This is a genomic window from Nocardia sp. No.11 (assembly GCF_038752175.1).
Lineage (GTDB): Bacteria > Actinomycetota > Actinomycetes > Mycobacteriales > Mycobacteriaceae > Nocardia > Nocardia canadensis.
The window spans coordinates 32,183-56,140 of record NZ_JBCGFB010000018.1; the positions used below are offsets into that span (position 1 = coordinate 32,183).

The 23,958-nt window shown below is 69.3% G+C and carries 27 protein-coding genes; 13 read left to right on the top strand and 14 right to left on the bottom strand.

The annotated features are described in order from the left end of the window. Positions 1–2 precede the first annotated feature (2 nt). Positions 3–2,066: a PhoX family phosphatase gene (locus V8688_RS08545; protein WP_218718561.1), complete on the top strand. Its 2,064-nt coding sequence runs from the start codon at positions 3–5 to the stop codon at positions 2,064–2,066. Here V8688_RS08545 and V8688_RS08550 read toward each other — a convergent pair. The 3 genes from V8688_RS08550 to V8688_RS08560 form a co-directional block, all read right to left on the bottom strand. Next, positions 2,063–2,227 (bottom strand): type II toxin-antitoxin system prevent-host-death family antitoxin, encoded by a 165-nt coding sequence (locus tag V8688_RS08550; RefSeq protein ID WP_255587772.1) that lies wholly within the window; start codon positions 2,225–2,227, stop codon positions 2,063–2,065. The two genes, V8688_RS08545 and V8688_RS08550, sit on opposite strands and share 4 nt — an antisense overlap. Positions 2,228–2,264: 37 nt before the next feature. Then, on the bottom strand, positions 2,265–3,206 hold the full coding sequence (locus V8688_RS08555; RefSeq protein ID WP_218718559.1) for a DUF1254 domain-containing protein: 942 nt from the start codon (positions 3,204–3,206) through the stop codon (positions 2,265–2,267). A gap of 88 nt (positions 3,207–3,294) precedes the next feature. Beyond that, positions 3,295–4,035 (bottom strand): glycoside hydrolase family 25 protein, encoded by a 741-nt coding sequence (locus tag V8688_RS08560; RefSeq protein WP_218718558.1) that lies wholly within the window; start codon positions 4,033–4,035, stop codon positions 3,295–3,297. Positions 4,036–4,194: 159 nt separating this feature from the next. On the opposite strand from V8688_RS08560, the gene V8688_RS08565 reads away from it, so the two are divergent. After that, entirely contained in the window at positions 4,195–4,878 is a 684-nt protein-coding gene (locus V8688_RS08565; protein ID WP_342800560.1) for a pentapeptide repeat-containing protein, read from the top strand. 1 nt (position 4,879) lies between these two features. Here V8688_RS08565 and V8688_RS08570 read toward each other — a convergent pair whose 3' ends face one another. Continuing rightward, on the bottom strand, positions 4,880–6,220 hold the full coding sequence (locus V8688_RS08570; protein ID WP_218718556.1) for a glycogen debranching protein: 1,341 nt from the start codon (positions 6,218–6,220) through the stop codon (positions 4,880–4,882). A 54-nt stretch (positions 6,221–6,274) separates the two neighbouring features. Then, the gene (locus V8688_RS08575) at positions 6,275–6,778 is read right to left on the bottom strand and encodes a DUF6069 family protein (protein ID WP_218718555.1); all 504 of its coding nucleotides are present in this window, start codon (positions 6,776–6,778) and stop codon (positions 6,275–6,277) included. Between the two features lie 216 nt (positions 6,779–6,994). Here V8688_RS08575 and V8688_RS08580 point away from each other — a divergent pair, with 216 nt between their 5' ends. Both V8688_RS08580 and V8688_RS08585 read left to right on the top strand, forming a co-directional pair. Then, positions 6,995–7,684, top strand: a complete 690-nt coding sequence (locus V8688_RS08580) for an SDR family oxidoreductase (RefSeq protein WP_342800561.1) — start codon at positions 6,995–6,997, stop codon at positions 7,682–7,684. A 266-nt stretch (positions 7,685–7,950) separates the two neighbouring features. After that, positions 7,951–8,742, top strand: a complete 792-nt coding sequence (locus V8688_RS08585) for a polysaccharide deacetylase family protein (protein ID WP_218718553.1) — start codon at positions 7,951–7,953, stop codon at positions 8,740–8,742. Positions 8,743–8,857: 115 nt separating this feature from the next. Here V8688_RS08585 and leuS read toward each other — a convergent pair whose 3' ends face one another. Beyond that, on the bottom strand, positions 8,858–11,707 hold the full coding sequence (gene leuS / locus V8688_RS08590) for a leucine--tRNA ligase (RefSeq protein ID WP_342800562.1): 2,850 nt from the start codon (positions 11,705–11,707) through the stop codon (positions 8,858–8,860). A 159-nt stretch (positions 11,708–11,866) separates the two neighbouring features. On the opposite strand from leuS, the gene V8688_RS08595 reads away from it, so the two are divergent. The 4 genes from V8688_RS08595 to V8688_RS08610 all read left to right on the top strand — a co-directional run bounded on the left by V8688_RS08595 (position 11,867) and on the right by V8688_RS08610 (position 13,382). Beyond that, positions 11,867–12,274 (top strand): SdpI family protein, encoded by a 408-nt coding sequence (locus V8688_RS08595; RefSeq protein WP_316573020.1) that lies wholly within the window; start codon positions 11,867–11,869, stop codon positions 12,272–12,274. Between the two features lie 88 nt (positions 12,275–12,362). Next, on the top strand, positions 12,363–12,653 hold the full coding sequence (locus V8688_RS08600; protein ID WP_316573019.1) for a hypothetical protein: 291 nt from the start codon (positions 12,363–12,365) through the stop codon (positions 12,651–12,653). Positions 12,654–12,677: 24 nt separating this feature from the next. Then, the gene (locus V8688_RS08605) at positions 12,678–12,962 is read left to right on the top strand and encodes a hypothetical protein (RefSeq protein WP_342800563.1); all 285 of its coding nucleotides are present in this window, start codon (positions 12,678–12,680) and stop codon (positions 12,960–12,962) included. Positions 12,963–13,064: 102 nt separating this feature from the next. After that, the gene (locus tag V8688_RS08610) at positions 13,065–13,382 is read left to right on the top strand and encodes a hypothetical protein (protein ID WP_342800564.1); all 318 of its coding nucleotides are present in this window, start codon (positions 13,065–13,067) and stop codon (positions 13,380–13,382) included. 68 nt (positions 13,383–13,450) lie between these two features. Here V8688_RS08610 and V8688_RS08615 read toward each other — a convergent pair whose 3' ends face one another. The 4 genes from V8688_RS08615 to V8688_RS08630 are packed head-to-tail and all read right to left on the bottom strand — an operon-like array spanning position 13,451 to position 17,821. Beyond that, positions 13,451–14,479: an aminotransferase class I/II-fold pyridoxal phosphate-dependent enzyme gene (locus tag V8688_RS08615; protein WP_316573016.1), complete on the bottom strand. Its 1,029-nt coding sequence runs from the start codon at positions 14,477–14,479 to the stop codon at positions 13,451–13,453. After that, positions 14,476–15,489, bottom strand: coding sequence for a 3-oxoacyl-[acyl-carrier-protein] synthase III C-terminal domain-containing protein (locus tag V8688_RS08620; protein WP_218718542.1), 1,014 nt, complete (start codon positions 15,487–15,489; stop codon positions 14,476–14,478). The genes V8688_RS08615 and V8688_RS08620 overlap by 4 nt, the downstream gene beginning before the upstream one ends. A 2-nt stretch (positions 15,490–15,491) precedes the next feature. Then, complete coding sequence (locus tag V8688_RS08625; RefSeq protein ID WP_218718541.1) at positions 15,492–16,151, bottom strand: SRPBCC family protein; 660 nt, start codon at positions 16,149–16,151, stop codon at positions 15,492–15,494. Then, a complete protein-coding gene (locus tag V8688_RS08630; protein ID WP_342800565.1) occupies positions 16,148–17,821 on the bottom strand; it encodes a thiamine pyrophosphate-binding protein in 1,674 nt (557 codons plus the stop codon). Before V8688_RS08630 ends, V8688_RS08625 begins: the two co-directional genes overlap by 4 nt. A 177-nt stretch (positions 17,822–17,998) precedes the next feature. Here V8688_RS08630 and V8688_RS08635 point away from each other — a divergent pair, with 177 nt between their 5' ends. The 3 genes from V8688_RS08635 (at position 17,999) to V8688_RS08645 (ending at position 20,428) form a co-directional block, all read left to right on the top strand. Further along, positions 17,999–18,526: an EXLDI protein gene (locus V8688_RS08635; protein ID WP_218718539.1), complete on the top strand. Its 528-nt coding sequence runs from the start codon at positions 17,999–18,001 to the stop codon at positions 18,524–18,526. Positions 18,527–18,617: 91 nt separating this feature from the next. Beyond that, positions 18,618–19,652, top strand: coding sequence for an ATP-binding cassette domain-containing protein (locus tag V8688_RS08640; RefSeq protein ID WP_342800566.1), 1,035 nt, complete (start codon positions 18,618–18,620; stop codon positions 19,650–19,652). Then, positions 19,649–20,428, top strand: coding sequence for an ABC transporter permease (locus tag V8688_RS08645; protein WP_342800567.1), 780 nt, complete (start codon positions 19,649–19,651; stop codon positions 20,426–20,428). The genes V8688_RS08640 and V8688_RS08645 overlap by 4 nt, the downstream gene beginning before the upstream one ends. Positions 20,429–20,485: 57 nt before the next feature. Here V8688_RS08645 and V8688_RS08650 read toward each other — a convergent pair whose 3' ends face one another. The 3 genes from V8688_RS08650 to V8688_RS08660 all read right to left on the bottom strand — a co-directional run bounded on the left by V8688_RS08650 (position 20,486) and on the right by V8688_RS08660 (position 22,397). Further along, positions 20,486–21,184 carry a zf-HC2 domain-containing protein gene (locus V8688_RS08650; protein ID WP_218718537.1) on the bottom strand — a complete coding sequence of 233 codons (699 nt, stop codon included), beginning with the start codon at positions 21,182–21,184 and terminating at the stop codon, positions 20,486–20,488. After that, positions 21,181–21,690, bottom strand: coding sequence for a sigma-70 family RNA polymerase sigma factor (locus V8688_RS08655; protein ID WP_218718536.1), 510 nt, complete (start codon positions 21,688–21,690; stop codon positions 21,181–21,183). The genes V8688_RS08650 and V8688_RS08655 overlap by 4 nt, the downstream gene beginning before the upstream one ends. A gap of 68 nt (positions 21,691–21,758) precedes the next feature. Beyond that, positions 21,759–22,397, bottom strand: coding sequence for a YqgE/AlgH family protein (locus V8688_RS08660; RefSeq protein WP_218718535.1), 639 nt, complete (start codon positions 22,395–22,397; stop codon positions 21,759–21,761). Positions 22,398–22,503: 106 nt separating this feature from the next. Between V8688_RS08660 and V8688_RS08665 the strand changes: the two genes are divergently transcribed. After that, positions 22,504–23,265: a 1-acyl-sn-glycerol-3-phosphate acyltransferase gene (locus tag V8688_RS08665; protein WP_218718534.1), complete on the top strand. Its 762-nt coding sequence runs from the start codon at positions 22,504–22,506 to the stop codon at positions 23,263–23,265. On the opposite strand, the gene V8688_RS08670 is transcribed toward V8688_RS08665, so the two are convergent. Continuing rightward, positions 23,259–23,570, bottom strand: coding sequence for a GNAT family N-acetyltransferase (locus tag V8688_RS08670; protein ID WP_342800568.1), 312 nt, complete (start codon positions 23,568–23,570; stop codon positions 23,259–23,261). The genes V8688_RS08665 and V8688_RS08670 overlap by 7 nt on opposite strands. A gap of 157 nt (positions 23,571–23,727) precedes the next feature. On the opposite strand from V8688_RS08670, the gene V8688_RS08675 reads away from it, so the two are divergent. After that, on the top strand, positions 23,728–23,958 hold a 231-nt coding region (locus tag V8688_RS08675; RefSeq protein ID WP_342800569.1), incomplete at its 3' end, for a glycerate kinase.

The window sequence follows — 23,958 nt, forward strand, 5'->3', positions numbered from 1 at the left end:
CCGTGAGTCCGAAACCGCTCGCCCTGTTCGTCAAGCACGACGGCCAGTCGGCACGCGCCGCCCTGACCTGTGAATACAAGTGTGGCAACGCTTGCTTCCACGAGCCGCCGAACACGTCCGAGGGCGCCTACTTCGGTGACATCGTCAGCGGCCTGAACCGTCGCGGCCTGATCAAGGGCGGCGCCGCCGCCGTGCTCGCCCTCGGCGCGGCGGGCGCGCTGGCCGCCTGCGGCGACGACGCCGCCGAGACCGCCACCACCCCGGCGCCGACGCCGGCGGGCACTCCCGGCACCGGAACGGCGTTCACCGCCGTCGCGCCGAACAAGGAAGACGCGCTGGTCATCCCGGACGGCTACGAGCAGCAGGTCGTGCTCCGCTGGGGCGATCCGATCTTCGCCGACGCCCCCGCGTTCGACTTCGACAAGCAGAGCGCGGCCGCGCAGGCCAAGCAGTTCGGCTACAACAACGACTTCGCCGCGCTGCTGCCGATCGAGGGCCAGGCCAACAGCTACCTGCTCGTGGTCAACCATGAGTACACCACCGGCCCGATGATGTTCCGCGGTTACAACAAGGACGCCGCGACCGACGAGCAGATCGCCATCACCAAGGCCGCGCACGGCATGACCGTCGTCGAGGTCAAGGGCGAGGCCGGTTCCGGCAAGCTCACCCCCGTCTTCGGCAAGTACAACCGCCGCGTCACCGCCGACACCGAGTTCACCCTCACCGGCCCCGCCGCGGGCAGCGCGTTCACCGTCACCGGCGCCGACCCCTCCGGCACCAAGGTGCTCGGTACCTTCGCCAACTGCGCCGGTGGCGTGACCCCCTGGGGCACCGTGCTTTCCGGTGAGGAGAACTTCAACGGCTACTTCGCCAACGGCGACAAGGCCTCCGACCCGCAGGGCCGGGTCAAGCGCTATGGCTTCCCCAAGGGCGGCACCCCGAACCAGTGGGAGCGCACCGACAAGCGCTTCGACCTGAGCCAGGAACCCAACGAGGCCAACCGTTTCGGGTATGTCGTCGAGGTGAACCCGTGGGACGCCACGTCGACGCCGGTCAAGCACTCGGCGATGGGCAGGCTCAAGCACGAGGGCGCCTCGATCTATGTCACCGACAAGGGTGACGTCGTCTCCTACACCGGCGACGACGAGAAGTTCGACTACATGTACAAGTTCGTGTCCTCGCGCAAGATCCAGTCCGGCACCGGCGCTTCGGCGATGCGGCACAACATGACGATCCTCGACGCGGGCACCCTCTACGTCGCGAAGCTGACCGGCGACCACCCCGACAAGATCGACGGCAGCGGCACCGTTCCCTCCGACAAGGGCTTCACCGGTAAGGGCCAGTGGATTCCGCTGCTCGAGACCGGCGACGACGGCAAGGGCAAGTCCCTGGTGGACGGCATGAGCGCCGCCGAGGTCGCGGTGTTCACCCGCCTGGCCGCCGACAAGGTCGGCGCCACCAAGATGGACCGCCCCGAGGACTTCGAGGCCAACCCGTTCACCGGCAAGGTCTACGTGGCGCTGACCAACAACGACAACCGCGCCAAGGACGACAAGCCGGGCGTCGACGAGGCCAACCCGCGCAAGCTGAACAAGAACGGCCAGGTCCTCGAGCTCACCGACAACCACACCGGCACCGACTTCACCTGGTCGCTGCTGCTGGTCTGCGGTGACCCCGCCGCCGCCGACACCTATTTCGCCGGCTTCGACAAGACCAAGGTCAGCCCGATCTCCTGCCCGGACAACCTGGCCTTCGACCCGTACGGCAACCTGTGGATCTCCACCGACGGCAACGCCCTCAAGACCAACGACGGCCTGTTCTCGGTGATCCTCGACGGCCCCAACCGCGGTGAGACCAAACAGTTCCTCACTGTCCCCAAGGGCGCCGAGACCTGCGGCCCGATCGTCACCGAGCAGCGCGTCATCGTCGCGGTCCAGCACCCGGGCGAGGCCGACGACGCCACCCCCGACAACCCGCAGTCCCACTGGCCCGACGGCGGCACGGCCCAGCCCCGCCCGGCTGTCGCGGTGGTGTGGAAGAAGAACGGCGGCCGCATCGGCGTCTAGCCGACACCCGTCCCGCTGATGAAGCCGCTACTCGACTGGGCGAGTAGCGGCTTCGTCGTTTTCTGGGACTCGCCGTGCACAGTGATCGTCACCCGTTCGTGCTGGCTGCGGACACGAGCGACCAGCTCGGACAGTGTTGCCTTCGCTTCAGCCAGCTTCATGGTCACAAGTATGACCATATTCTGGTGGTGGCGTTTGTCATGCAGGCTCGACCTTCGGTACCTGCCAGTCGGCGAGATCGTCGAGCCTGGGGCGGTAGAGGCGGATCAGGAGATTCCAGCCCGCGGGCAGCGGAATGCCGTTCTCGACGCCGGGACCGGTCGAGCCGAGGCGGACCGTGGTGGAGCCGTCCTCGTTGCGGGCGGCGAAGACCGAGTTCACGTTCGTGATGCCGCTGGGGCCGGGCTCGAAGTAGCCGTCGCCGTTGTAGACGCTCAGCGACCAGAAGGCATCGGCGGGGACATCGCGGAAAGTCATCGTGTACTCACCGACGGGCAGTTCCGGGGTGATGTTGAGGTAGTACGCCTCGGCATCGGGCAGGCCGCCCCAACCCGCCGCCGTGCCGACCAGATGGTGGATGGGGTCGACTTGCTCGGCGCTGCCGAACGCCCGGGTGAACCCGACCATCGTCTTGCTCAGTGCCAACAGGGCGTCGCGGACCTGCTTGTGGCTCGCGGCGTCGTAGTCGGGGTAGTCGAAGGCGGGCTGCGGTCCGGCTTCGACGGTCAGGCCGTCCTGGAGCCGGTGGACCTCGGCGAGGTCGGCCGGGTCGTTGGGGTCGAACAGGATTCGCGCGGCGACGACGACATAGTCGGTGCCGAAGTCCGCGCGCGTCAGTTCGTAGGTGCCCGCGCGGTGGAACACGCGATTGATGTAGTGGTCCTGGTTGATCACCATCACCGACAGGTAGCGTTCGCCCGCTTCCGGGACGGTCAGCGTGGCGCTGCCGTCGACGAGCGCGACGATGGCGGTCGAGTAGAGCGTGTCGCGGTTCTGGCGGATCACCGGCTGTTGGTCCAGTGGGGCGAGCTCACGGTCGTGCTTGAACACGCCGAGTCCGCCGATGATCGGCAGCATGCGCTGGATCATCGTGTCGGACTCGACCCGGGTGAAGTTGTCCACGTCTACCACGATGCTCATCCCGCGCTCCTCCGTCGTCTGCCGTCGTAGGCAGGATCGCGGCTGGGCAGCCTCGCAACCTCACCCGTTGCGGATGAAATCGTGGCGGCTAGCTGCTGCCGAAGCTCGGTATGTTGGCGAAGCGGGCGAAGTCGCCCTGGGCGCCGCTGTAGACGTTGACGTCGGTGGCGCCGCCGATGCCGGGGATGCTGCCACGGTCGGTGGTCTGCCAGAAGGTCCAGGCGGGCCAGTTGCCGGGGACTTCGGGTTCGGCTTCGCCGCGGTAGTCGGCGATCCACAGGGGGTAGCGGGTGAACAGGCTGGTGTCGGCCATCGCCGTCTTCCAGAAGTTCGGGTAGGTGTAGATGATCGGGGCGCGGCCGGTGATGGCCTGAACCGTGTTCAGGTAGCGCTGCGTCCAGTCGATCAGCGCGTCCGGTGGCAGGCCGCCCGAGGTCTCCAGATCCAGCACCGGCGGCAGGTCGAGCGGTCCGTTCTGGCCGAGGACCGTGGTCGCGTACAGCGCCGCCTGCGGTTCGGGCGGCAGCTCCGGTCTGGCGAAATGGTAGGTGCCGCGGGCGATGCCGGCCGTGCGCATGAGCAGGCTGTCCGCTACGAAGTACGGATTGACGTAGTGCAGCCCCTCGGTGGCCTTGACCATCGCGAACTGATGACCGGCCGCGCGGACCGCGTGCCAGTCGATCATCCGGCCGTCCACATGCTGCCAGGACGACACATCGGGCCCGCTCGGCCCGGCCTGCGCGGGCACGGGCACGAGCCCGGCCAGCGCGACCAGTGACAGCGCGGTGAAACTGCGGCGAACCGTCGAACTCCAGCGCTTGGTGTCCATGGCCCTCGACCGTAGGTCATCGATACGGGTGTGACCAGTGTTACTGATGAGGTGTTGTCGAATAGTTGGCCGCGCCCTCGGTCAGCGGCCTGGACACCCGGACCGGTCGGTGGGTGCCCGTATCTTGGTGCCGACATCCGACGACGGGAGTGGTGGGCGATGGCGCGCAAGCGTGCGGTGCGATTCGAGCCGGCGGTGGCAGCACCGGGCGGGTTGCGACCGGCGACCCCGGCCGACGACCCGGCCGACGATCGCACCGCGGCCGCGGTCGAGTATCGCGGCGCCGACTTCGCCGAGGTCCACGTCCACGGCTTCACCGCCGAGGGCTGCCTGTTCGACAGCGTCCGCTTCCCGAGCACCCTGCGTCAGGCCACTGTCAGCGAATCCGTCCTGCGCGTCTGCGATCTCGCCAACGTGCAGGCCGACGACTCCTCGATGTTCGAGACCGAGATCGCGCACGGCAGACTCACCGGACTGTCCTGGACCGCGGGCGTGCTGCGCGACGTGCTCGTCGACTCGAGCCGCGCGGATCTGGCCTCCTTCGCCGAATCCCGGCTGCGGACCGTCGTTTTCCGCGACTGCGACCTGCGCCAGGCCGATTTCCAGCGCACCGAGTTCCGCAATGTCCGCTTCGAGCGCTGCAATCTCACCGGCGCCCGGTTCAGCGATGCCCGACCGCAGCAGAACCTGCGTTTCGAGGAGTGCGACCTGACCGGCGTGTACGGCCTGACCGCGCTGCGCGGCGCCACCATCGAGGGCGGTGACCTGGAATCACTGGCCGCCACCCTGGCCCGCGAACTCGGCATCACCGTCGAGCCGCGGGCCGTCGGCGGGGAGTACTGACTCAGCCCAGCCAGTCGAGAACCGAAGCGGCGGTCCAGGATTGCTGCATGCTGCCCAGGGGCGCGCCGGTGAAGGGCTCGTAGTACTCGGCGAAGCTGCCGTCGCTGGCCTGGCGCAGTCCTTCCGCGCGCAGCATGTAGGCGCGCTCGGCCCAGCCGCGCCGGGCGAACGCCCAGGAGAACAGCCAGCTCATCACCGGCCACACCGGCCCGCGCCAGTACTCGCGCGGGCGGAAGTCCTTGGAGACCGGCGAGGTCGACGGCGGCAGCGCGTAGCGCAGGTCGGGGTGACCGCAGAAGCGTGGACCCTCGAAGGTGTTGAGCAGGGCGCGTTCGGCCGGGCGGGGCAGCCCGCCCGAGAGCAGCGGCGCGAACATCGCCAGCGTCTCGGTGCCGATCCAGCGTTGCAGCCGCACGTCGTAATCCCGGGCGGCGCCGGTCCGTTCGTCGGTGGTGGCGACCACGCCCTTGCGGAACCGGTCGGCCCACCCGTGCAGCTCGCGGACATCGGCGTGCGGCTGCTTGTACTCCTCGCCGATATCGGCCAGCACCTCGCAGGCCAGCGCGAAGATCGCCGAGACGAACACGTCCTCGACGGCGAAGCTCATCACCGAGGTGAGCTGGTAGTCGTCGTAGTTCGCCCGCCGCATCTGCTCGACCAGCCACAGGTAGCGATCGTATTCGCGGTCGCTGGGGCGCTGGGTGGGATCGGAGATGATGGCGGTGTCGGCGCGCCGGTACGGCGGCAGGTCCTCGCCCGGAATCACGTTGGCGTAGGCGCGATCCCAGCGCGGCGAGTTGTCCATTCCGGATTCCCAGCCGTGGTACAGCGTGACGCGTCCGGTCTCCTTCGGGTCGCGGGCGTGCGCGAGCCAGCGGTGCCAGCGCACCAGATCCGGCCAGCGCCGGTTCAGGAATTCCTCGGCGACGGCCCTGGTCGAACGGCCGTGCCTGCGGGAATGGTCGAGGATTCGCTGTACCGCGATGGCATGCACCGGCGGCTGGGTGATTCCGGAGGTGTCGGGCCCGTCGGGTGCGTTGGCGGCCAGCCTGCGACACTCCCAGCGGGCGGGCCCGGGGAAGTAGCCGTCGACGCCGTTGGCGAAGACGATGTGCGGGATCATCCCGTTCTTCCACTGCGCCGACAGCAGCGTGTCGAGTTCGACGACGGCGCGCTCCACGCTCAGCGGCGCCAGCCCGACCGCGACGAACGCCGCGTCCCAGCTCCACATGTGCGGGTAGAGGCGGGGCGCGGCGCTGGTCATCGTGCCCAGGTCGTTGCCGCGCAGGAGATAGGCGGCGCGGGCCGCGAGCTGCGTGGGGGTGAACCCTGGGTCTGTCATCTGTCTATTCTGCGACCGACCAGGCCGAATGGCATCCCGGCAGGCCTGTGATGGTCAGTACCCCACTTGACGCGGGTCGTTCTGCGCGGCCGAGCCGACCGAGCTGAGCATGGTGGTGATGCACAGCCCGACGAGCAGGTTGATCACCGCGGTCGCGATCTTGGCGTCCATATCGGCGACCAGGGTGAACGGCAGGATCACCGCGACGGCCGTGACGAGCAGGCAGATCCAGGTGAAGAAGGTCAGCGGACTGGGCATGGCCAGCAGCAGCACCATCAGCAGGGCCGTCGCCAGCAGCGCCGCGCCCGCCGCGGCCAGCGCGTAGGAGGTGGTCGACACCGTGCCGTAGGCGCCGGCGCCCTCGGGCGAGAGGATCGCGATGCCGAGCACGCCGCGCACCAGCATGATCGCGACCACCACCAGCAGCGCGGCGACGACCGCGGTGCCGATGCCACCGGCCCAGAGTTTGCCCACATTGACCTTCGGTTGGGGCTGCGGCTCCTGCCCGTGGGGATACTGCGGGTTAGCTGGTCCGTAGTTGTACCGGGGATCGGTCATGCCTCGACGGTACTAGCGTGACCCGCCGATCTACGCCCGAACCACACGGACATCCAGCCGAAATGCCCCTCCCAGCCGGATTTGCCGGATTCGCCGGCACCGCCCCCATGCCCACCTCGCTGGACACTTGCTCACCACGCTCTGAGGTAGGCATCGGCCGGGAGGTGAACGCCACCACCGCGTGGTGACCTCGATACGGGCGCTAGCGTGGGCCCCATGACGGTGACCAGTACTCCGGCCCCGACCGCTTTGATCACCGGCGCGAGCCGTGGACTCGGGGCGGCGATCGCCCGGGAGCTCGCGCCGACCCACGACCTGCTGCTCGGCGCTCGCTCCGCCGAGGCGCTCACCCCGATCCGCACCGAGCTGCCCGGTGCGAGCGGCTGGCCGGTGGTGCTGACCGACTATCCGGCCGTCGCCGCGGCGGCGAGTGAGATCCAGCGCCTCGATGTGCTCGTCCACAACGCGGGCATCGCCGACCTCGGGACCGTCGCGGAGTCCTCGGTCGACCAGTGGCGCAGCACGCTCGAGGTCAACCTGATCGCGGTGGCCGAGCTGACCCGGGTGCTGCTGCCCGCCCTGCGCGCCGCGAACGGACATGTGGTGCTGATCAATTCGGGTGCGGGTCTGCGTGCCAATCCCGGCTGGGGTTCATACGCGGCGAGCAAGTTCGGCCTGCGCGCCTTCGCCGACGCGTTGCGGCTGGAGGAACCCACCCTGCGGGTGACCTCGATCTTCCCCGGCCGCATCGATACCGACATGCAGCGCGCTATCGTCGCCGACGAGGGCCGCGAGTACCGCCCGGAGGAGTTCCTCACCCCCGAGACGGTGGCGGGCGCGGTCCGCGCCGCCGTCGACACCCCGCGCGACGGGCATCCCACCGAGATCGTGCTGCGACCGCGTTGACCAGGACAGATGCCCCATCCCGCCGGGACGGCGGCGTTTGCGATCAGCATGCGGCCAGGCCGACACGGACGCGGCTGATTCGGTAGCCTCGCTTCTCGTGTGAACGAAGCGGCTGGGGGTCGTCGCAGTTCGCCCGAATGTGCCCGCCGGTTCAGCTGCTCGCCGGATTCGGTGGGTACGGTCCCGCTGTTTGTGAGTCGTGCCCGGCCGTCGGAGTGCGGTGCACCTGTTTCGAGTAGGGGTTGTCGTAAGTGGATAGACGTCGAATGCTGGCGTTGCTCGCGGCGGGCGGCGCGGTGGCGCTGACCGGCTGCGCCACCGCCGAGGGCGAGGCTGTGAGCGCGGGCTCGGGTGGCGAGATCCCCGCCCCGCCGACCGTGCCGCCGGCCCCGGCCAAGCCGCAGCTCCCGCCGCCGCCCGGCGGGCCGAAGTCGATCATCCCCGCCGAGACCATCACCGCGCTGCCGGGCCAGGGCTCCAGCATGGCGCTCACGGTCGACGACGGCGCCAGCCCCGAGGTGGTCGGCGCCTACGTGCAGTGGGCCAAGGACACCGGCGCCCGCTTCACCTTCTTCGTCACCGGCTACTACGAGTCCTGGACGATCCACCGCGACGCCCTGCGTCCGCTGGTGGAGTCGGGTCAGATCCAGCTCGGCAACCACACCTGGGACCACGCCGCGCTCACCAAGATCAGCGCGAGCGCGGTCGCCGACCAGCTCGGCCGCACGAAGACCTTCCTGCGCAACAACTTCGGTGTCGACGGCACGCCGTTCTACCGGCCACCGTTCGGCTATCACGACGCCACTGTCGACAAGGTGGCCGCGGACCTCGGCTACACCGTGCCGACCATGTGGTACGGCTCGCTGTCGGACTCGGGTCTGATCACCGAGGAGTACCTGATCGAGTGCGCGCGAAAGTATTTCGCCGCCCAGACGATCGTCATCGGCCACGCGAACTTCCCGCCGGTCACCCACTGCTACGGCCAGCTGGTCGACATCATCAAGGAGCGCAACCTGTCGCTGGTCACCTTGAACGACGTGCTCCAGGTACGGGCCTGAACCTCAGCGCCGCCAGTCGTACGGCATCCCCGCCAGCGTGCCCTGGGGCTCGGGTACCCGTTCGCCGGTCGGATCGGTCATCGGTGCTGCTCCTCGCGTCGAACGGGTACCAGGCTCACGGCACGATATTGACCATCTTGCCCGGCACGACGATCACCTTGCGCGGTGCCGCGCCCTCGAGCAGCGCGACGACCTTCTCGTCGGCCAGCGCGGCGGCCTCGATCGTGGCCGGATCGGCGTCGGCGGGCACCTGGATCCGGCTGCGCACCTTGCCCTTCACCTGGATCGGGTACTCCACCGAGTCGGCGACCAGCAGGGCCGGATCGGCGATCGGGAAGGGGCCGTGGGCCAGGGAGGTGGTGTGCCCCAGGCGTTCCCACAGTTCTTCGGCGATGTGCGGGGCGAGCGGGGCCAGCATCAGCACCAGGGGTTCCACGGCGGCGCGCGGGGCGCCGTCGGGGTAGTTCTTGGTGAGGTGGTTGGTCAGCTCGATCAGCTTGGCGCCCGCGGTGTTGTCGCGCAGCGCGGCCAGATCCTCGTCGACACCGGCGATCGTGCGATGCACCAGGCGCAGGGTCTCGTCCGAGGGCGCGGCGTCGGTGGCCTTCACCGCGCCGGTCTCCTCGTCGATCGCCAGGCGCCACACCCGCTGCAGGAAGCGGTGCGCGCCGACGACGTCCTTGGTGGCCCAGGGGCGCGAGGTGTCCAGCGGACCCATCGACATCTCGTAGAAGCGGAAGGTGTCGGCGCCGTACAGATCGCACATCTCGTCGGGCGAGATGGCGTTCTTCAGCGACTTGCCGATCTTGCCGTACTCCTGGTTGACCTCGATCTCGACGCCGTCGGCGCCGGTCCAGAAGAACTTGGCGTCGCGCTCGACGACCTCGGCGGCGGGCACGTACGCGCCCCGCTCGTCGGTGTAGGCGTAGCCCTGCACGTAGCCCTGGTTGTAGAGGCGGCGGTAGGGCTCGCTGCCGGAGACGTCACCCAGGTCGAAGAGCACCTTCTGCCAGAACCGCGCGTACAGCAGGTGCAGCACCGCGTGCTCCACGCCGCCGACGTACAGGTCGACGCCGCCCGGATCGTTCGCGCCGTGCTCGGCCGTGCGTGGGCCCAGCCAGTACTTCTCGTTCTCCTCGGCGCAGAACGTCTCGGCGTTGGTCGGGTCGGCGTAGCGCAGCTGGTACCAGGAGGACCCGGCCCAGTTGGGCATCACGTTGGTGTCGCGGCGGTACTGCTTGGGTCCGTCGCCCAGGTCCAGTTCCACGTTCACCCAGTCGGTGGCCTTGGCCAGCGGCGGGGACGGCTCGGAGTTCGCGTCGTCGGGGTCGAAGGTGACCGGCGCGAAGTCCGCCATCTCCGGGAGTTCCACGGGCAGCATGGATTCCGGCAGCGCGTGCGCGACTCCGTCGGCGTCGTAGACGATCGGGAAGGGCTCGCCCCAGTAGCGCTGGCGGGCGAACAGCCAGTCGCGCAGCTTGTACTGGACCGTGCCGGTGCCGTGACCCTCGGCCTCCAGGTGACCGATCATGGTCGCCTTGGCCTCGTCGACCTCCAGGCCGTTGAGGAAGTCGGAGTTGATCAGCTTGCCCTCGCCGGCGTGTGCGCCGTCGGTGATGTCACCACCGTCGATCACCTCGATGATCGGCAGTTCCAGCGCGGTGGCGAAGTCCCAGTCGCGGTGGTCGTGGCCGGGCACGGCCATGATCGCGCCGGTGCCGTAGCCGCTCAGCACGTAGTCGGCGATGAAGATCGGCACCTGCTTGCCGTTGGCCGGGTTGGTCGCGTAGGAGCCCAGGAAGACGCCGGTCTTCTCCTTGTTCTCCTGGCGCTCCAGATCGGTCTTGGCGGCGATCGACGTGCGGTACGCCGCAACGGCTTCCGCCGGGGTGGCCGCGCCGCCGTTGGTCCACGCGGCGGCGGTGCTGTCCGGCCAGGCGGCGGCGGTCAGCTTGTCGACCAGCTCGTGCTCGGGCGCCAGCACGACGTAGGTGGCGCCGAACAAAGTGTCGGGGCGGGTGGTGAAGACCTCGATCTGCTCGCCGTCGGGCGCGTCGAAGCGCACCTGCGCGCCGCGCGAGCGACCGATCCAGTTGCGCTGCATGGACTTCACGTTGTCCGGCCAGTCCAGCGTGTCCAGGTCGTCGACCAGGCGATCGGCGTAGGCGGTGATCCGCATCATCCACTGCCACATGCGCTTACGGAACACCGGGAAGTTGCCGCGCTCGCTGCGGCCGTCGGCGGTGACCTCTTCGTTGGACAGCACCGTGCCCAGGCCGGGGCACCAGTTGACGATCGAATCCGACTGGTACACCAGGCGATACGAGTCCAGCAGCGCGCCGCGCTCGGTGGCGGTCAGCGCGTTCCAGTCGCCGCCGTCGGGGACCGGGCGCGCGCCGGTGGCGAACTGCTCTGCCAGCTCGGCGATCGGGCGGGCCTTCCCGGCCTCCTGGTCGTACCACGCGTTGTAGATGCGCAGGAAGATCCACTGCGTCCACCGGTAGTACTCCGGGTCGGTGGTGGCGAAGGAGCGCCGCGGGTCGTGGCCGAGGCCCAGCCGGTCCAGCTGCCGCTGCATCGTGGCGATGTTGGACTCGGTGGTCACCCGGGGGTGCGCGCCGGTCTGCACCGCGTACTGCTCGGCGGGCAGGCCGAAGGCGTCGTAGCCCAGCGCGTGCAGCACGTTGCGCCCGTGCATGCGGTGGTAGCGGCCGAACACATCGGTGGCGATGTAGCCCAGCGGGTGGCCAACGTGCAGGCCGGCGCCCGACGGGAACGGGAACATGTCCTGGATGAACAGCTTGTCCGCGGGCGTCTCGCCGGCCAGCGGACCGACCGGGTTGGGCGCGTGGAAGGTGCCGCGCTCGGCCCAGTTCTGCTGCCAGCGCCGCTCGATCCGCCCCGCCAGCTCGGCGTTGTACCGGTGCTGAGGTACGTCACTCTCGGTTGCACGAGTGTCCTGCACGGTCCTGCCTTCTTGTTCTCGCCGATCCCCGGTAAACATCGTCTAACAGGGTAGAACGTCGGTGCCAGGTGATTTCCGACGGGCACTGCGGTGTGTGGGCGGTCACCTCGGCGGGGAGCGCTCGATCGGGCCCCGACGGCGGTGCGCTAGCCTGCAAGAATGGTCGTCGTCGCTCTCCTGCTGTTCGCGCTGGCCGCGGTCGCCATCGTGACCGGCGTGCTCGGACTGATCGGCAAACTGCCCCGCAATCGCTTCCTCGGTGTCACCACCGAGGCCGCCCTGCACAGCGACGACAACTTCCGCCTCGCCAACCGCATCGCCGCCCCGACCTCCGTCGGCGCGGGCGCCCTGCTGTTCGCCGGCGGCCTGGTCGCCCTGGTCGCGGGCGGTCTCCCCGCCCTGGGCGTGGCCGTCGCGGTCGCCGTGATCGCCATCTTCACCCTGGGCGCAGGCGCCAACGCCGCCGCCCGCACCGTCGAACCCCTCCTCCCGCCCGCCCCCGTCGGTGGCTGCGGCTCCTCCTGCGGCGGCTGCTCCCTCCGCGACACCTGCGCCCCCGCCAACTGACCCCATCCGCGTCGCCGGGTCGTTGTCGTGGCCCCGGTCCCGCCGTTCCGGTACAACGGAGGCAGGACTCGATTTCGGGGGGAAATCCATGCGGCTCATTTTTTCGGCTCTGCTGTTGGCCTTGATCGGACTCGTCACCACCATCGTCTCGGCGTCCATCGGAATCGCGTTGATGGCGCTGGCGGTGGTGCTGCTCGTCGTCGCCTGGGTGCGGGCCTCGCGGGGGGCGTCCACGGCGGGGCGGTGGGGCGCCGGGTCCGGTGCGGCGGGCGCGGGTGGTTTCGGGTGGGTGGCCGGTGGTGGCGACTCGCACCATGGTGACGGTGGAGGTAGCGGCGGCGGTTGTGGTGGTGGCGGCGGCTGCGGTGGCGGTAGCTGATCGCGCGGGGTCGGAGGGTCGGCCATGATGCTCGGCGCGGTGGCGCTGCTCGTTCTCCTCGGCGTCGTCGCGTTCGGTTTCTCGCCGGTCGTCGGCGTCGCGTTGCTCGCGTGCGCCGCGTCGCTGGTGGTGATCGTCGGAGTGCGGAACCGACCGCGCAGGGTCGTCCGGCGTGGCCAACCCGCGCGCTGGGTGTGGGGCGCGAGTGCGGATGGTCTGGCCAGTGCCTCACGCACGCTGCGCAAGATGCGCGACGAGGACAGTAGTCACGACGGTGGTTCGGCGGGTGGCTGCGGCGGCGGAAGCTGATCGTCGGCCTGTCGACCAGGGGTGCAGGTCGGTCGAAAGGGGATTACAAGGGCTCGGTCCTACTTTCGGCATCGACACACCAGGCCGTAAAGGGGAGGTTCCATGAGCGAATTGATCGTGATGATCTTCGCGAGCGTCATCGTCATCCTCGGACTCGCCGTGTTCGTGATGGTGCCGGTGCTGATCATCGTGGCCATCGTCCGCGCGGCGAGCGAATCTCCCGAGCAGCGGCGCATCAGGCAGGTGCAGAACAGGTCTCGACGGCGGGGGAGTGACAGCGGCTGGTCCAGTGGCAGCGCCTGGACGGACTACGGCTCGAGCGGCAGCGACTCGGGGTCGAGCAGCTGGAGCAGTTGCAGCAGCGGAAGTTCCAGCAGTTGTGGCGGCGGGAGCTCGAGCAGCTGCGGTGGGGGTAGCTGAGTTCGAAGGCGGATGACCTGGTGGCGAAGGGGAGGCCACCAGGTCATCCGGTCATCGATCGACCGCGCTCAGCGCAGGTCGATCAGGGCCGCGTGCACGGCGCGGCCGGCGAGGGGGTCGCCGACCGCGATCCGGGCACTGCCGTCCGGATAGGACTTGGCTTTGATGCCCGCCCGGCGGAGCGCGGTGGCGACGCCGGGGCCGGGCAGATACAGGAAGTTGGCGTGGCTGCGGTGCACGTCGATGCCGCAGGCGCGCAGAGCTGTTCGAAGCGCGTCGCGTTCCCGGTTGATCCGCTGGATGCGGTCGTGGAGTTCGTCGTCGGCGGCATAGGCGGCGCGGACCGCGGCCACGGCGGCGGTGCCGATGCCGAAGGGCAGCTGTTGACGACTGATGCGCTCGATCAGGTCACCGCGGCCGACGCAGTAGCCGATGCGCAGGCCCGCCAAGCCGTACGCCTTCGAAAAGGTGCGCAGCACCAGCAGATTCGGGTGGCGGTGCAGCAGCGCGTGCACGTCGAGGCGGTCGGCTGGGTCGAGGAATTCGACGTAGGCCTCGTCGAGCAGCACCGGAACCCGGCGGGGGAGCGCGGACAGGAACGAGCGCACCGCGCCGGCGTCGAGCACCGTTCCGGTCGGATTGTGCGGCCTGCACAGCACGACCAGCGCGGTGCGCCGGTTGACCGCGCGGCGCAGCGCGGTCAGATCCTGCTCGCCCGCCGGGTCGAGCGGCACCGGCACCAATGTCATGCCGGTCATGTCCGCCAGCATCGGGTATCCGTCGAAAGTCGGTGTGCTGGTGACGAGTTCGCCGCCGGACAGGGCCCGCAGCACCTGCTGCGCGACGCCGGTGGCGCCGGAGCCGACCACCACCTGTTCCGGCCGGACGCCGAGGCGTTCGGCGATGACCCGCGGCAACCGCTCGGGCAGGAACTCCGGATACCGATTCGCCTGGGCGAGTGTGTCGTTGACCGCCGTGACGACCGACGGCAGCGGCGGGAAGGGGTTCTCGCTGAGCGAGAGGTCGAACAGCATCGGCGTGGCCGAGGTGCGGAACCGACGGGAGGGGATCGTCGGTTCCGCGAGGCGCGTGGTCATCGCGCCGCGCCCCAGCGCACGGCGGCCGCGCCGGCGAAATCACCGGCGTGCGCGAACGCCGACAGCAGCACCACCGAGCCGTTGCGCAATCGGCCCGCCCGGTTCTCCACATCCAGGGTCACCGGAATGCCCGCGGCGAACAGGTTTCCGCACTGGTCGAAGGTGTCGGGATGGCGTTCGGCGGGCAGTTCCAGCGCGTCGTGCCAGTTGCGCAGGAACAGCCGATTCGGCTGATTGGTGACGAAGGTGTCGATGTCACGGCCCTTCACCCCGATGTGATCGCACACCGCCAGCGCCACCTCGGGGACGAGCCGGTTGCCGCGCGCGAACACCTTGGTGATCTTCGATTCGGTGAAGCTCACGCAGCCCTGACCCTCGCCCGGTTCCCAGTACTTGCGCGGGCCGTTGGTGGAGAAGTCCATGTCACCGGCGAATTCGGGATAGGTGCGGCATTCGATGTCGAGGATCGGCGCCGAATCGTCCTTGCGGAGCAAGCCGATGCCGCAGCCGTCGCCGGGCACCGGCGCCTGCGCGAGCTTGCGGATGTCGGGCTGGGTGAACACCGGGCCCGCGCAGTTCTGGGCGGCGACGATCAGCGCGGTCTTGGCGTCGCTGGTGGCCATGATCATCCGGGCCAGCGCCATCATGTGCACGAAGGCCGCGCAGCCGCCGTTGTGCACGTCCAGGACATGCGAGGGCTTGGCGCCGAGGCGCCGGGCCAGCTCGGGGCCGGCGCCGAGCACGGGATTGTCGGGCAGCTGGGTGTGGGTGAGGATGATGTCGATCTCGGCGGCCAGGCCATCGCCGTGCCGTTCCCGCAGCGGCGCGAAGGCCTTCTCGGCCATGTCGACAGCGGTTTCGTCGCGGTCGACGTGGTGGCGTCCGGTCGGGGACCGGAACATCACGTTCTTGGCCATCCGCTCCGAGCGGGAGAACTGGGTGAAGTATTCGGTCGGGACCGGCTCGCCGGGCAGGTAACTCGCGACGTCGACCAGACTCACTTGCGGCATGTTCACTGCATCCACTCCGGCTTGATCGGCAGCCCGTGAGCCGCGCGGTATTCACAGATGGCCTTGAGGTTGTCGAGCTCCAATTGGTGGCCGGCGGAGAACATCTCCCAGAAATCGCCGACCCACACCGGCCGCTTGGGCGGCGCGGTCTCCGGATAACCGTTCTCGTCGTAGAAGGGGTGTTTGCAGTTGACCCACAGCACCACCGACCCCGGCTTGTCGAACACCACCTGCGCGTCGACGACCCGCATCAGGTAGATCATCCACAGGTGTGCGGACTGGTCCCAGGCGCAGTGGTAGTCCACGGTCATGGCGTCGGCGTTGGCGACGGTCCTGGTGAAACACTTGGTCGCGTCGCCGAGCCGGTCGTAGGACAACCACAGGCCCGGTTCGTCGGTCTCGGTGAATCCGCGCAGGCTGTAGGTCCATTCCTCCAGCGAGCGGGTGTCGGCGAGGTATTCGAAGACCTCGCGCGGCGGTGCGGCGATGTAGGTCTGCACGGGGCAGAAGTCGCCGTAGATCTGGTCGTGCGGATACACCGACCGCAGCATGTCCATGATGATCGGGGTCGTCGCCTCCCGATCCGAATTCTCGATCCGCAGGACGCCGGGGATCACCTCGTCGGGGATATCGCTGAGTGCTGGCAGGGCGCTGGTTGTCACGGGGTACTCCTCGAAGCGTCGATAGTCGACAGGAAGGGCAGGAAGGGCGGTATTTCGTCGGGGTCGCAGAGGATTTCGAGGAACGAGGGTCCGGTGGCGGTGAAGCTGTCGCGCAGGGCGGCGGTGAGCTCACCGGGTTCGTCGACGGTTCGGGCGGGGAGCCCGGGGAACATGGCGGCGATGCCGGCTCCCAGGTGTGCGGGGTGAAAACGGTTGAAGCTGTAGCGGTCCCGGTAGTAGAGCTGTTCACGGGTGACGCACATGGCGTGCGCGTTGTTGTTGAACACCACGAAGGTGATCGGCAGGGCGTGTTCCACGGCGGTGTGCAGTTCCATGCCGTGCATGTAGAAGGAACCGTCGCCGGCGATCACGACCGTGCGATGCGGACCGTCGGCGGCATCGTGGCGGGCGAAGGCGGAACCGATGCCCGCGCCGAACGCGTAGCCCATGCCGCCCATTCCGAGGGCGACGACGAATCGTCCGCCCTCGGGCACCCTCAGGTAATGCACCACGCTGGCGCCGGTGTTACCGGCGTCGGCGAAAATATCCGCGCCAGTGGGCAATTCACGCTGAACAGCCTCGACGACGGTGCGGTAGCGCAGGCCGGGGCCCGCGGCCTCGGGCACCGTCATCGGAGTCGGGTCGGCCGGGGGATCGGTGTGGGTGGGGGTGCCGTCGATCCGGGTCAGCAGTTCGCCGAGGGTGGCGGCGAGGTCGGTGGCGGTGGTGTGCAGTGCGGCCGGATAGGGCGGTAGCGCGCCGATGCTGAGCAGCGTGAGGTCGGCGAGTGCCGCGTCCAGGCCCGCGCTCGCGGTGACGGGCAGCCGCGTGCCGATCAGCAGGCACGCGCTCGCCGCGGCCAGCGCCTCGGCGAGTTCGGCGTGCCCCATGCTGCCCGCGACGCCGCAGTAGCCGGGACCGGCGTTCGGGTAGACGTCCTTGGCGTCGGGTGCCAGGCCGATCGAGGCGTCGAGCGCGGTGACCAGCTCGGCCAGTTCGTCGCGGGCGTCGTCGCGGGCGACCTGATCGCCCGCGATGATCACGACCTTCCCGGTGCGCCGGGCGGCGGCGAGTTCGGCGACGACGGCGTCGAGCACCGGCAGCTCGGCCGCGCCGGTCCGGGCCGGGCGCGTCGCCGCTGCCGGCATCGCTTGCTGCTGCACGTCTTTGGGGATGAGGAGCACGGCGGGACCGCCACCCTCGGCCGCCGCGACCGCCGCCGCGAGCTGGGCGGGCAGCTCGGCCGGATCGGTGACGCGCGCGCAGTATCGGCTCACCGCCGCGAACAGTGCCGTGGCGTCCAGCGATCCGGCCAGTCCGCTCGAATCCTGAAACGCCCCATGGCCTTCCAGGGTGGTAGGCGGTTGTCCGACCAGCGCCAGGACGGGGACCCGGGACGCGAAGGACTCGGCGAGCCCGGCGACCAGGTTCATCGCCCCGCCGCCGGAGGTCGCGGCCACCACGCCGAGTCCACCGGTGCTGCGCGCGTACCCGTCGGCCATGGTGGCCGCCGAGAACTCGTGTTTGGCGACGATGCCCGCCGGGCGCCCGCCCGCGTCGAAGATCGCGTCGTAGAGGTCTTCGATATTGGCGCCGTCGACGCCGAACAGATGTGTGACCCCCAGTCCGGATACCGCGTCAACGAGGTAGTCGACCACTCGGTTCGGCATCGGCCCTCCTCTTTTCTCGCGTGCTGCGTCCCCTGCCCGCGTACCCGGTCGGACCAGCGGGAACCGACGGACGGAACGTCGCGTACACGAGGGATACGGGGTGGCGACGACTCCGGTTCAGAGGGTGGGTGAGAACCACCCCTTGTGTGTACGTATACATCTACGTATAGTGAGTGCATGCCCAACAAGACGATCTACGTAGCCGACGATGATCTGCCCCTGTTCCAGCGGGCGCAGGAACTCGTCGGTGGCAACATCTCCGGCGCGGTGGTCGCCGCGCTGCGCCGGTTCATCGACCTGGAGGAAGGTCGCCAGGCCGGCTTCGACGAGGTCGTCTTGCAGGTGGGTCGCGACGGCGTGCGGCAGGTGCGCTTCCAGGGCACCCTGCTGGGCGAATGGCGCGATGTCGGCGACGAGCGGGTGCTGCACCAGCAGGTCTACCGCAGTCGCAAGGGCAAGCTCGTGCTGCACACGCACACGGCGCTGTGGAAGGACTACCCGACCGGCGAGGCCGCCGGCGACCTGAAGGACTGGAAATACTGGCGGCGGATGTTCGGCATCGGCGACCGGCCCTGGGACTGGGGCGACTACGAGTACGAGATCCTCGACGACGTGGCCGACCTGAAGGGTCGCGTCCCCGACAAGCTCTATCGCAAGGTCGAGGACATCCACGCCCACCCGCAGATCGAGGAACTCGACATCTAGTTCCCGGTCTGCCGGTCACAACCACACACCCACACCAGCAACCGCAGCCCCCTGGGGGCTGTGTCGATAACTCATGCACATATTCGCAGTAATGAATGAAATTCTCTGGAAAGGGACGACCATGGTCAACTCGGCCATCACGGCACGGGGCCTGCGCAAGGCCTACGGCGAGCACACGGTCCTCGACGGCATCGACCTCACCGTCGCCGAGGGCACGATCTTCTCCCTGCTCGGCCCCAACGGCGCGGGCAAGACCACCACGGTGCAGATCCTCACCACGCTCATCGGCGCCGACGCCGGCGAGATCGCCGTCGGCGGCTACGACGTGGTGACCGAACGTGACGGCGTGCGCGAGCTGATCGGCGTGACGGGACAGTTCGCGGCCGTCGACGAACTGCTCACCGGCCGCGAGAACCTGCACATGATGGGCGATCTCAACCATCTGCCCCGCCGCGACACCCGCGGCCTGGCCACCGAACTGCTGGAGCGCTTCGACCTGGTCGAGGCGGCCGACAAACCGGCGAGCACCTACTCCGGCGGCATGACCCGCAGGCTCGATCTGGCCATGACGCTGGTCGGCAACCCGCGGGTGATCTTCCTCGACGAGCCGACCACCGGCCTCGACCCGCGCAGCCGCCGGGCAATCTGGGACATCATCCGCGGCCTGGTCGACGACCTCGGCGTCACCGTCTTCCTCACCACCCAGTACCTCGAGGAGGCCGATCAGCTGGCCGACCGCATCGCGGTGCTCGACCAGGGCCGCATCGTCGCCGAGGGCACCGCAGCCGAACTGAAGCGGCTGATCCCCGGCGGGCACATCCGCATCGACTTCGCCGATCAGCGCGCGCTGGCCGCCGCGCAGTACGCGCTCGGCCCGTCCGCGCGGGTGCTCGACGCCGGCGACGGCCTCACCCTGGCAGTCCCCAGCGACGGCGGCGTGCGCTCCCTGCGCGCCGTGCTCGATCTGCTGGACGCCGAGAACATCGAAGCGGGCGGCATTTCCGTGCACACCCCCAACCTCGACGACGTCTTCCTCACCCTGACGGGAAGAAGCGCTCAGCAGCCGGCGACGGCCGCGGAGCATGACAACGACCGCGCCACCACCGAGCAGGAGTCCCTGGCATGAGCACCACCACCGTCGCGAACAAGCACGCCGTCGCCGACACCATGACCATGTTGCGGCGCAACATCATCCACGCCAAGCGCTATCCGAGCATGGTCTTCGGCATCCTGATCATGCCCACCGTGCTGCTGCTGGTGTTCAACTACGTCTTCGGTGGGGCGCTGGAGAAGTCCTCCGGCGGCGAGTACATCGACTACCTGGCGCCGGGCATGCTGTTGTTGCTGCCCGCGTACATGACCGTGTCGGTGGCCGTCTCGATCGCCACCGACAAGAGCAAAGGCATCGTGAATCGCTTTCGGGTGATGGCGATCTCGCAGTCGTCGATGCTCACCGGGCACGTGCTCGGCGCGCTCATCCAGGCGCTGGGCGGCATGGCCGTGATGACCGGGGTCGCGCTGCTGATCGGCTTCCGGCCGAACGCGAACCTGCTCGAATGGGTGGCCGCCTTCGGTCTGCTCACCCTGGTGACCTTCGCCTTCACCTGGCTCGCCATCGCCCTCGGTCTGCTCTCGCCGAACCCCGAAAGCGCCAGCAACGCACCGTTTCCCATCGTGATGATGCCGTTCCTCGGCAGCGGCCTCGTCGCCACCGACACCATGCCGGTCGGCCTGCGGCAGTTCGCCGAGTACCAGCCCTTCACCCCCATCACCGAGACCCTGCGCGGGCTGCTGATGGGCACCGAGATCGGCGTCAACGGCTGGGTCTCGCTGGGCTGGTGCGCGGTGATCGCCGGCGGCGGCTACCTCTGGTCGAAGTCGATCTTCAGCAAGCAGAGCTGAGCCGCACGCGCCGAACGGTCCCGGAGAGACATGCTCTCCGGGACCGTTCGGCCGTGCTCAGATCTGGGCTTCCAGGATCGTGCGGCCCGCGCTGACCGAGGTGATCTCGACCTTGCTGATCGACTCCGGCGGCGCGTCGATCGTGCGGTCGACGGTGAGCTCGGTGCCGGGGCCCGCGGGCCACTGGTCGAGTTCGAAGCGCTGGTCGCCCGCGGTGACGATCAGGCCGTAGGTCCAGCTGTAGCCGGAGCCGTAGCTGCTCGGCGCGTAGCGGCAGGTCATCACCAGTCGGGTGCGGTCGCCGTCGCGCACCAGTTTCACCTCGGCGCTGACCGGTGTCTGCTCCACCGCCCGCATCTGCTGGGCCGCGACGACCTGTTCGGTCGGCGCGTCGGAGCGGGCGACGGTGACCGTCACCGGGATGGCGATCGCCACGGCGGCCGCGGCGGCCGCGACCGCGCTGCCGACCCCGATCCAGCGACTTCGCCGGCGCTTCTTCTCGGCCGCGGCGGCCAGCGAGGGCAGCAGATCGGGGGCGTGGGCGATCGCGGGTTCGGTGGCCTCGATCATCGACAGGGCGGTGTCGCGATCGACCAGCGCGAGCATTCCCGGCATCCCGGCCAGGTCGGCGACCGCTTCGGTGCAGTGCGGGCAGTCGTGCAGGTGCGTCTCGTACTCGCGGCGCTCGTCGGCGCCCAGGGAACCGAGAACGTAGGCGGCGTCCCAGGTGCTGTACTCGTCGAAGAGATCGGTCATCGGTTCGTCACCCCCATCTCCTGTAGCGCCAATCGCATCGCTCGCATGCCGTAGTGCAGCCGCGACTTCACCGTGCCCGGCGGAATGCCCAGCTCGTCGGCGATCTGCTGCATGCCGAGGCCGCGGTAGTAGGCCCGCACGATCACCTCGCGATGATCCTGGCTCAGCGTGCTGAGCGCGTCGGCGACGAGCCAGCCGTCCAGCGCCCGATCGGACTGATCGGGGCTGACCTGTTCCGGGGGTGTGTCGGTGCCGAACTCCCGGCGGTGTCGCGCGCTGCGGTGTTCGTCGACGGCAAGATTACGGGCCACGGTGAACAGCCACGCGCGCGGTGAGGTCTCGGTCTGCTCGAGCACCGCGGGCCGTTGCCAGGCCCGCAGCAAGGTCTCCTGCACGATGTCCTCGGCCCGGCCGGGATCGCGCACCAGGCCCAGGGTGAAGCGCCACAGCGCGGGAGCGTGCTCGGCGTAGAGCGCGCGCATCAGTTCGTCGCGACCGTCGTCCATCGGCGGTCCGGGTCACTGCTCGTCGATATTCATGGTGTCACTCCTGATCTGTCGAAGGAGTAACGGGATCAGTTGCGTTCGAGTTCAATCGGGTGCGTGGCGAGCAGGGCCAGCGGCAGCGGCTGGCGGCGCAGCACGCTCGCCCACAGGTCGTGCCGGTCGGTGGCGAGCGGATCCGACGGCAGCGCCGAGACCACGATCCAGTCGTCGTTGTCGAGTTCGCCGTCGAGCTGGCCCATCGACCAGCCCGCGTACCCGGCGAAGATCCGGATGCCCTCGACCAGCGGGCCGATCTCGGCCGGATCGGCGTCCAGGTCGACCAGCACCACCCGGCCGTCGACCCGGCGCAGGCCGCGCACCTCGGAGATGTCGGCGCCGGTGCGCAGGGTGCCCAGGCACAGGGCGGCGTCGCGTTTGACCGGACCACCGATGTAGAGGTCGGTCGGCTGGGCGGCCAGGTCGGCCCAGGCGGGCAGGACGTCGCGCACCGGGGTCTCGCTCGGCCGGTTCAGCACCACGCCGAGGCTGCCGGCGTCGTTGTGCTCGATGACGTACACCACGGTCCGCCGGAAGGTCGGTTCCACCAGGTCGATCGCCGACACCAGCAGATTGCCCGCGCGGACGCCCACCGCGGGGTGCCCGCGCCGCCGGTCATCGCCGTGCCCGTCGCGAGTCCGGCGCTCGTCCGGGTCGTCTCCGCGTGCCACCGAGCCATCATCGCATTGGACCGGTGTCGCGCGCTCCCCGCGGACCGCCGCGGACCGGAAATTTTCTCGTCCGACCGCCCGCGGGCCCGCCCGGTAGGGTCTCGGCATGCACTCGCCCGAGGTCCTTCTCGAAAACAGTGACGCCGTGTACGACTACTACCAGCGACATCAGCAGAATCGCTGGAAGGCGCTGGCGTCCTATGCCGTGCTGGCCCGGCGCTTCCGCCCGCGGGTGGCCTTCGCCGACGGCGCGAAGCAGCAGCTGAAGGCCCTGGTCCGCAGCGGGCGCCCGGTGATCTTCGCGATCAATCACCTCTCCACCAGCGATCCGTACACCGTCGCCGCGACGGCGTGGCGCTCACCGCTGCGCGGCAAGATCGGCCGGGTGCGGGTGCTGGCCAAGGACGAACTGTTCGTCGATCCCGAGCAGCGCCGCAAGGTCGACATGATGGGCGGCATCCCGGTGTTCCGCGGCAAGGACCACGGCATCAGGGCCGTCAACGCCGCAGGTCAGCGCATGATGGATGTCTGCGCGCAGCGTCTGGCCGCCGGTGATCACCTGGCGATCTTCCCCGAGGGCACCTGCAACGACGTCGACCCGGTGACGGTGCAGTCCGTCGGCAGTGGGATCGGTCATATCGCGTTCCGCGCGGCCAAGCTGGACGCGCCGCCCGCGCTGGTCGCCCTGGCGATGAGTTACGGTCCGCGACCCGACCCGAAGGTCGAGCCGACCGCCGCGGAGGTCGTCGCCGCCCGGTTCTACTTCCGGTCGCCGGTGCTGGAGCTGCCGCAGCGGCCCGCCGACATCGCCCGCCTCGTCAAGGACGAACTGCAACTGGCCGTCGACGCGGCGGTCGCGAGCTACTGAGGCAACCCGAACAGCTCCCGCGCCCGCTGCGGCACCAGCGAGATGTAGGCCGGATGGGTCTTGACGAAGTGCAGGACCACCGGACACAGTGGCAGCACGCTGAACCCGTCGGCGCGGCCGGCGTCCAGCGCGGCCTGGGTGAGCACGTTGGCCAATCCCTGGCCTTCGAATCGGGGATAGATCTCGGTGTGCACGAGGGCGCGTTCGGCCCCGGTGTCCTGGTACTCGATATAGCCGGCGGGGACTCCGTCGGCGGTGAGTTCGAACCGCTCGAGCGCGGCGTTGTTGCGGACCTCGGTCGCCATGCGTCGAAACTACCCCGGTCCGCGACATTCGACGGTGGGGTCCGCGTATGGCGGGTTTCGGTCCGAGCCCGGACAATGTCGGGATGATCGGACAGCGTGGGGACACGCCTGCTCGCGTCACCACGGAGGGCACCCGAGCATCGCAGGAGGAGACAGCATGACCGCACGTGTGGTGCTCGCGCCCGACAAGTTCAAGGGCTCGCTCACCGCGCCCGAGGTCGCCATCGCGCTGGCGGCCGGGATCCGCCGGGCCGCGCCGTCCGTCGACGTGCGCTGCGTGCCGGTCGCCGACGGCGGCGACGGCATGGTGGACGCGTTCGCCGCCGCGGGCTGGCAGCGGATCGTGGTCCCGGCCCCCGGCCCGACCGGGGAACCGTCGACCGCGGGC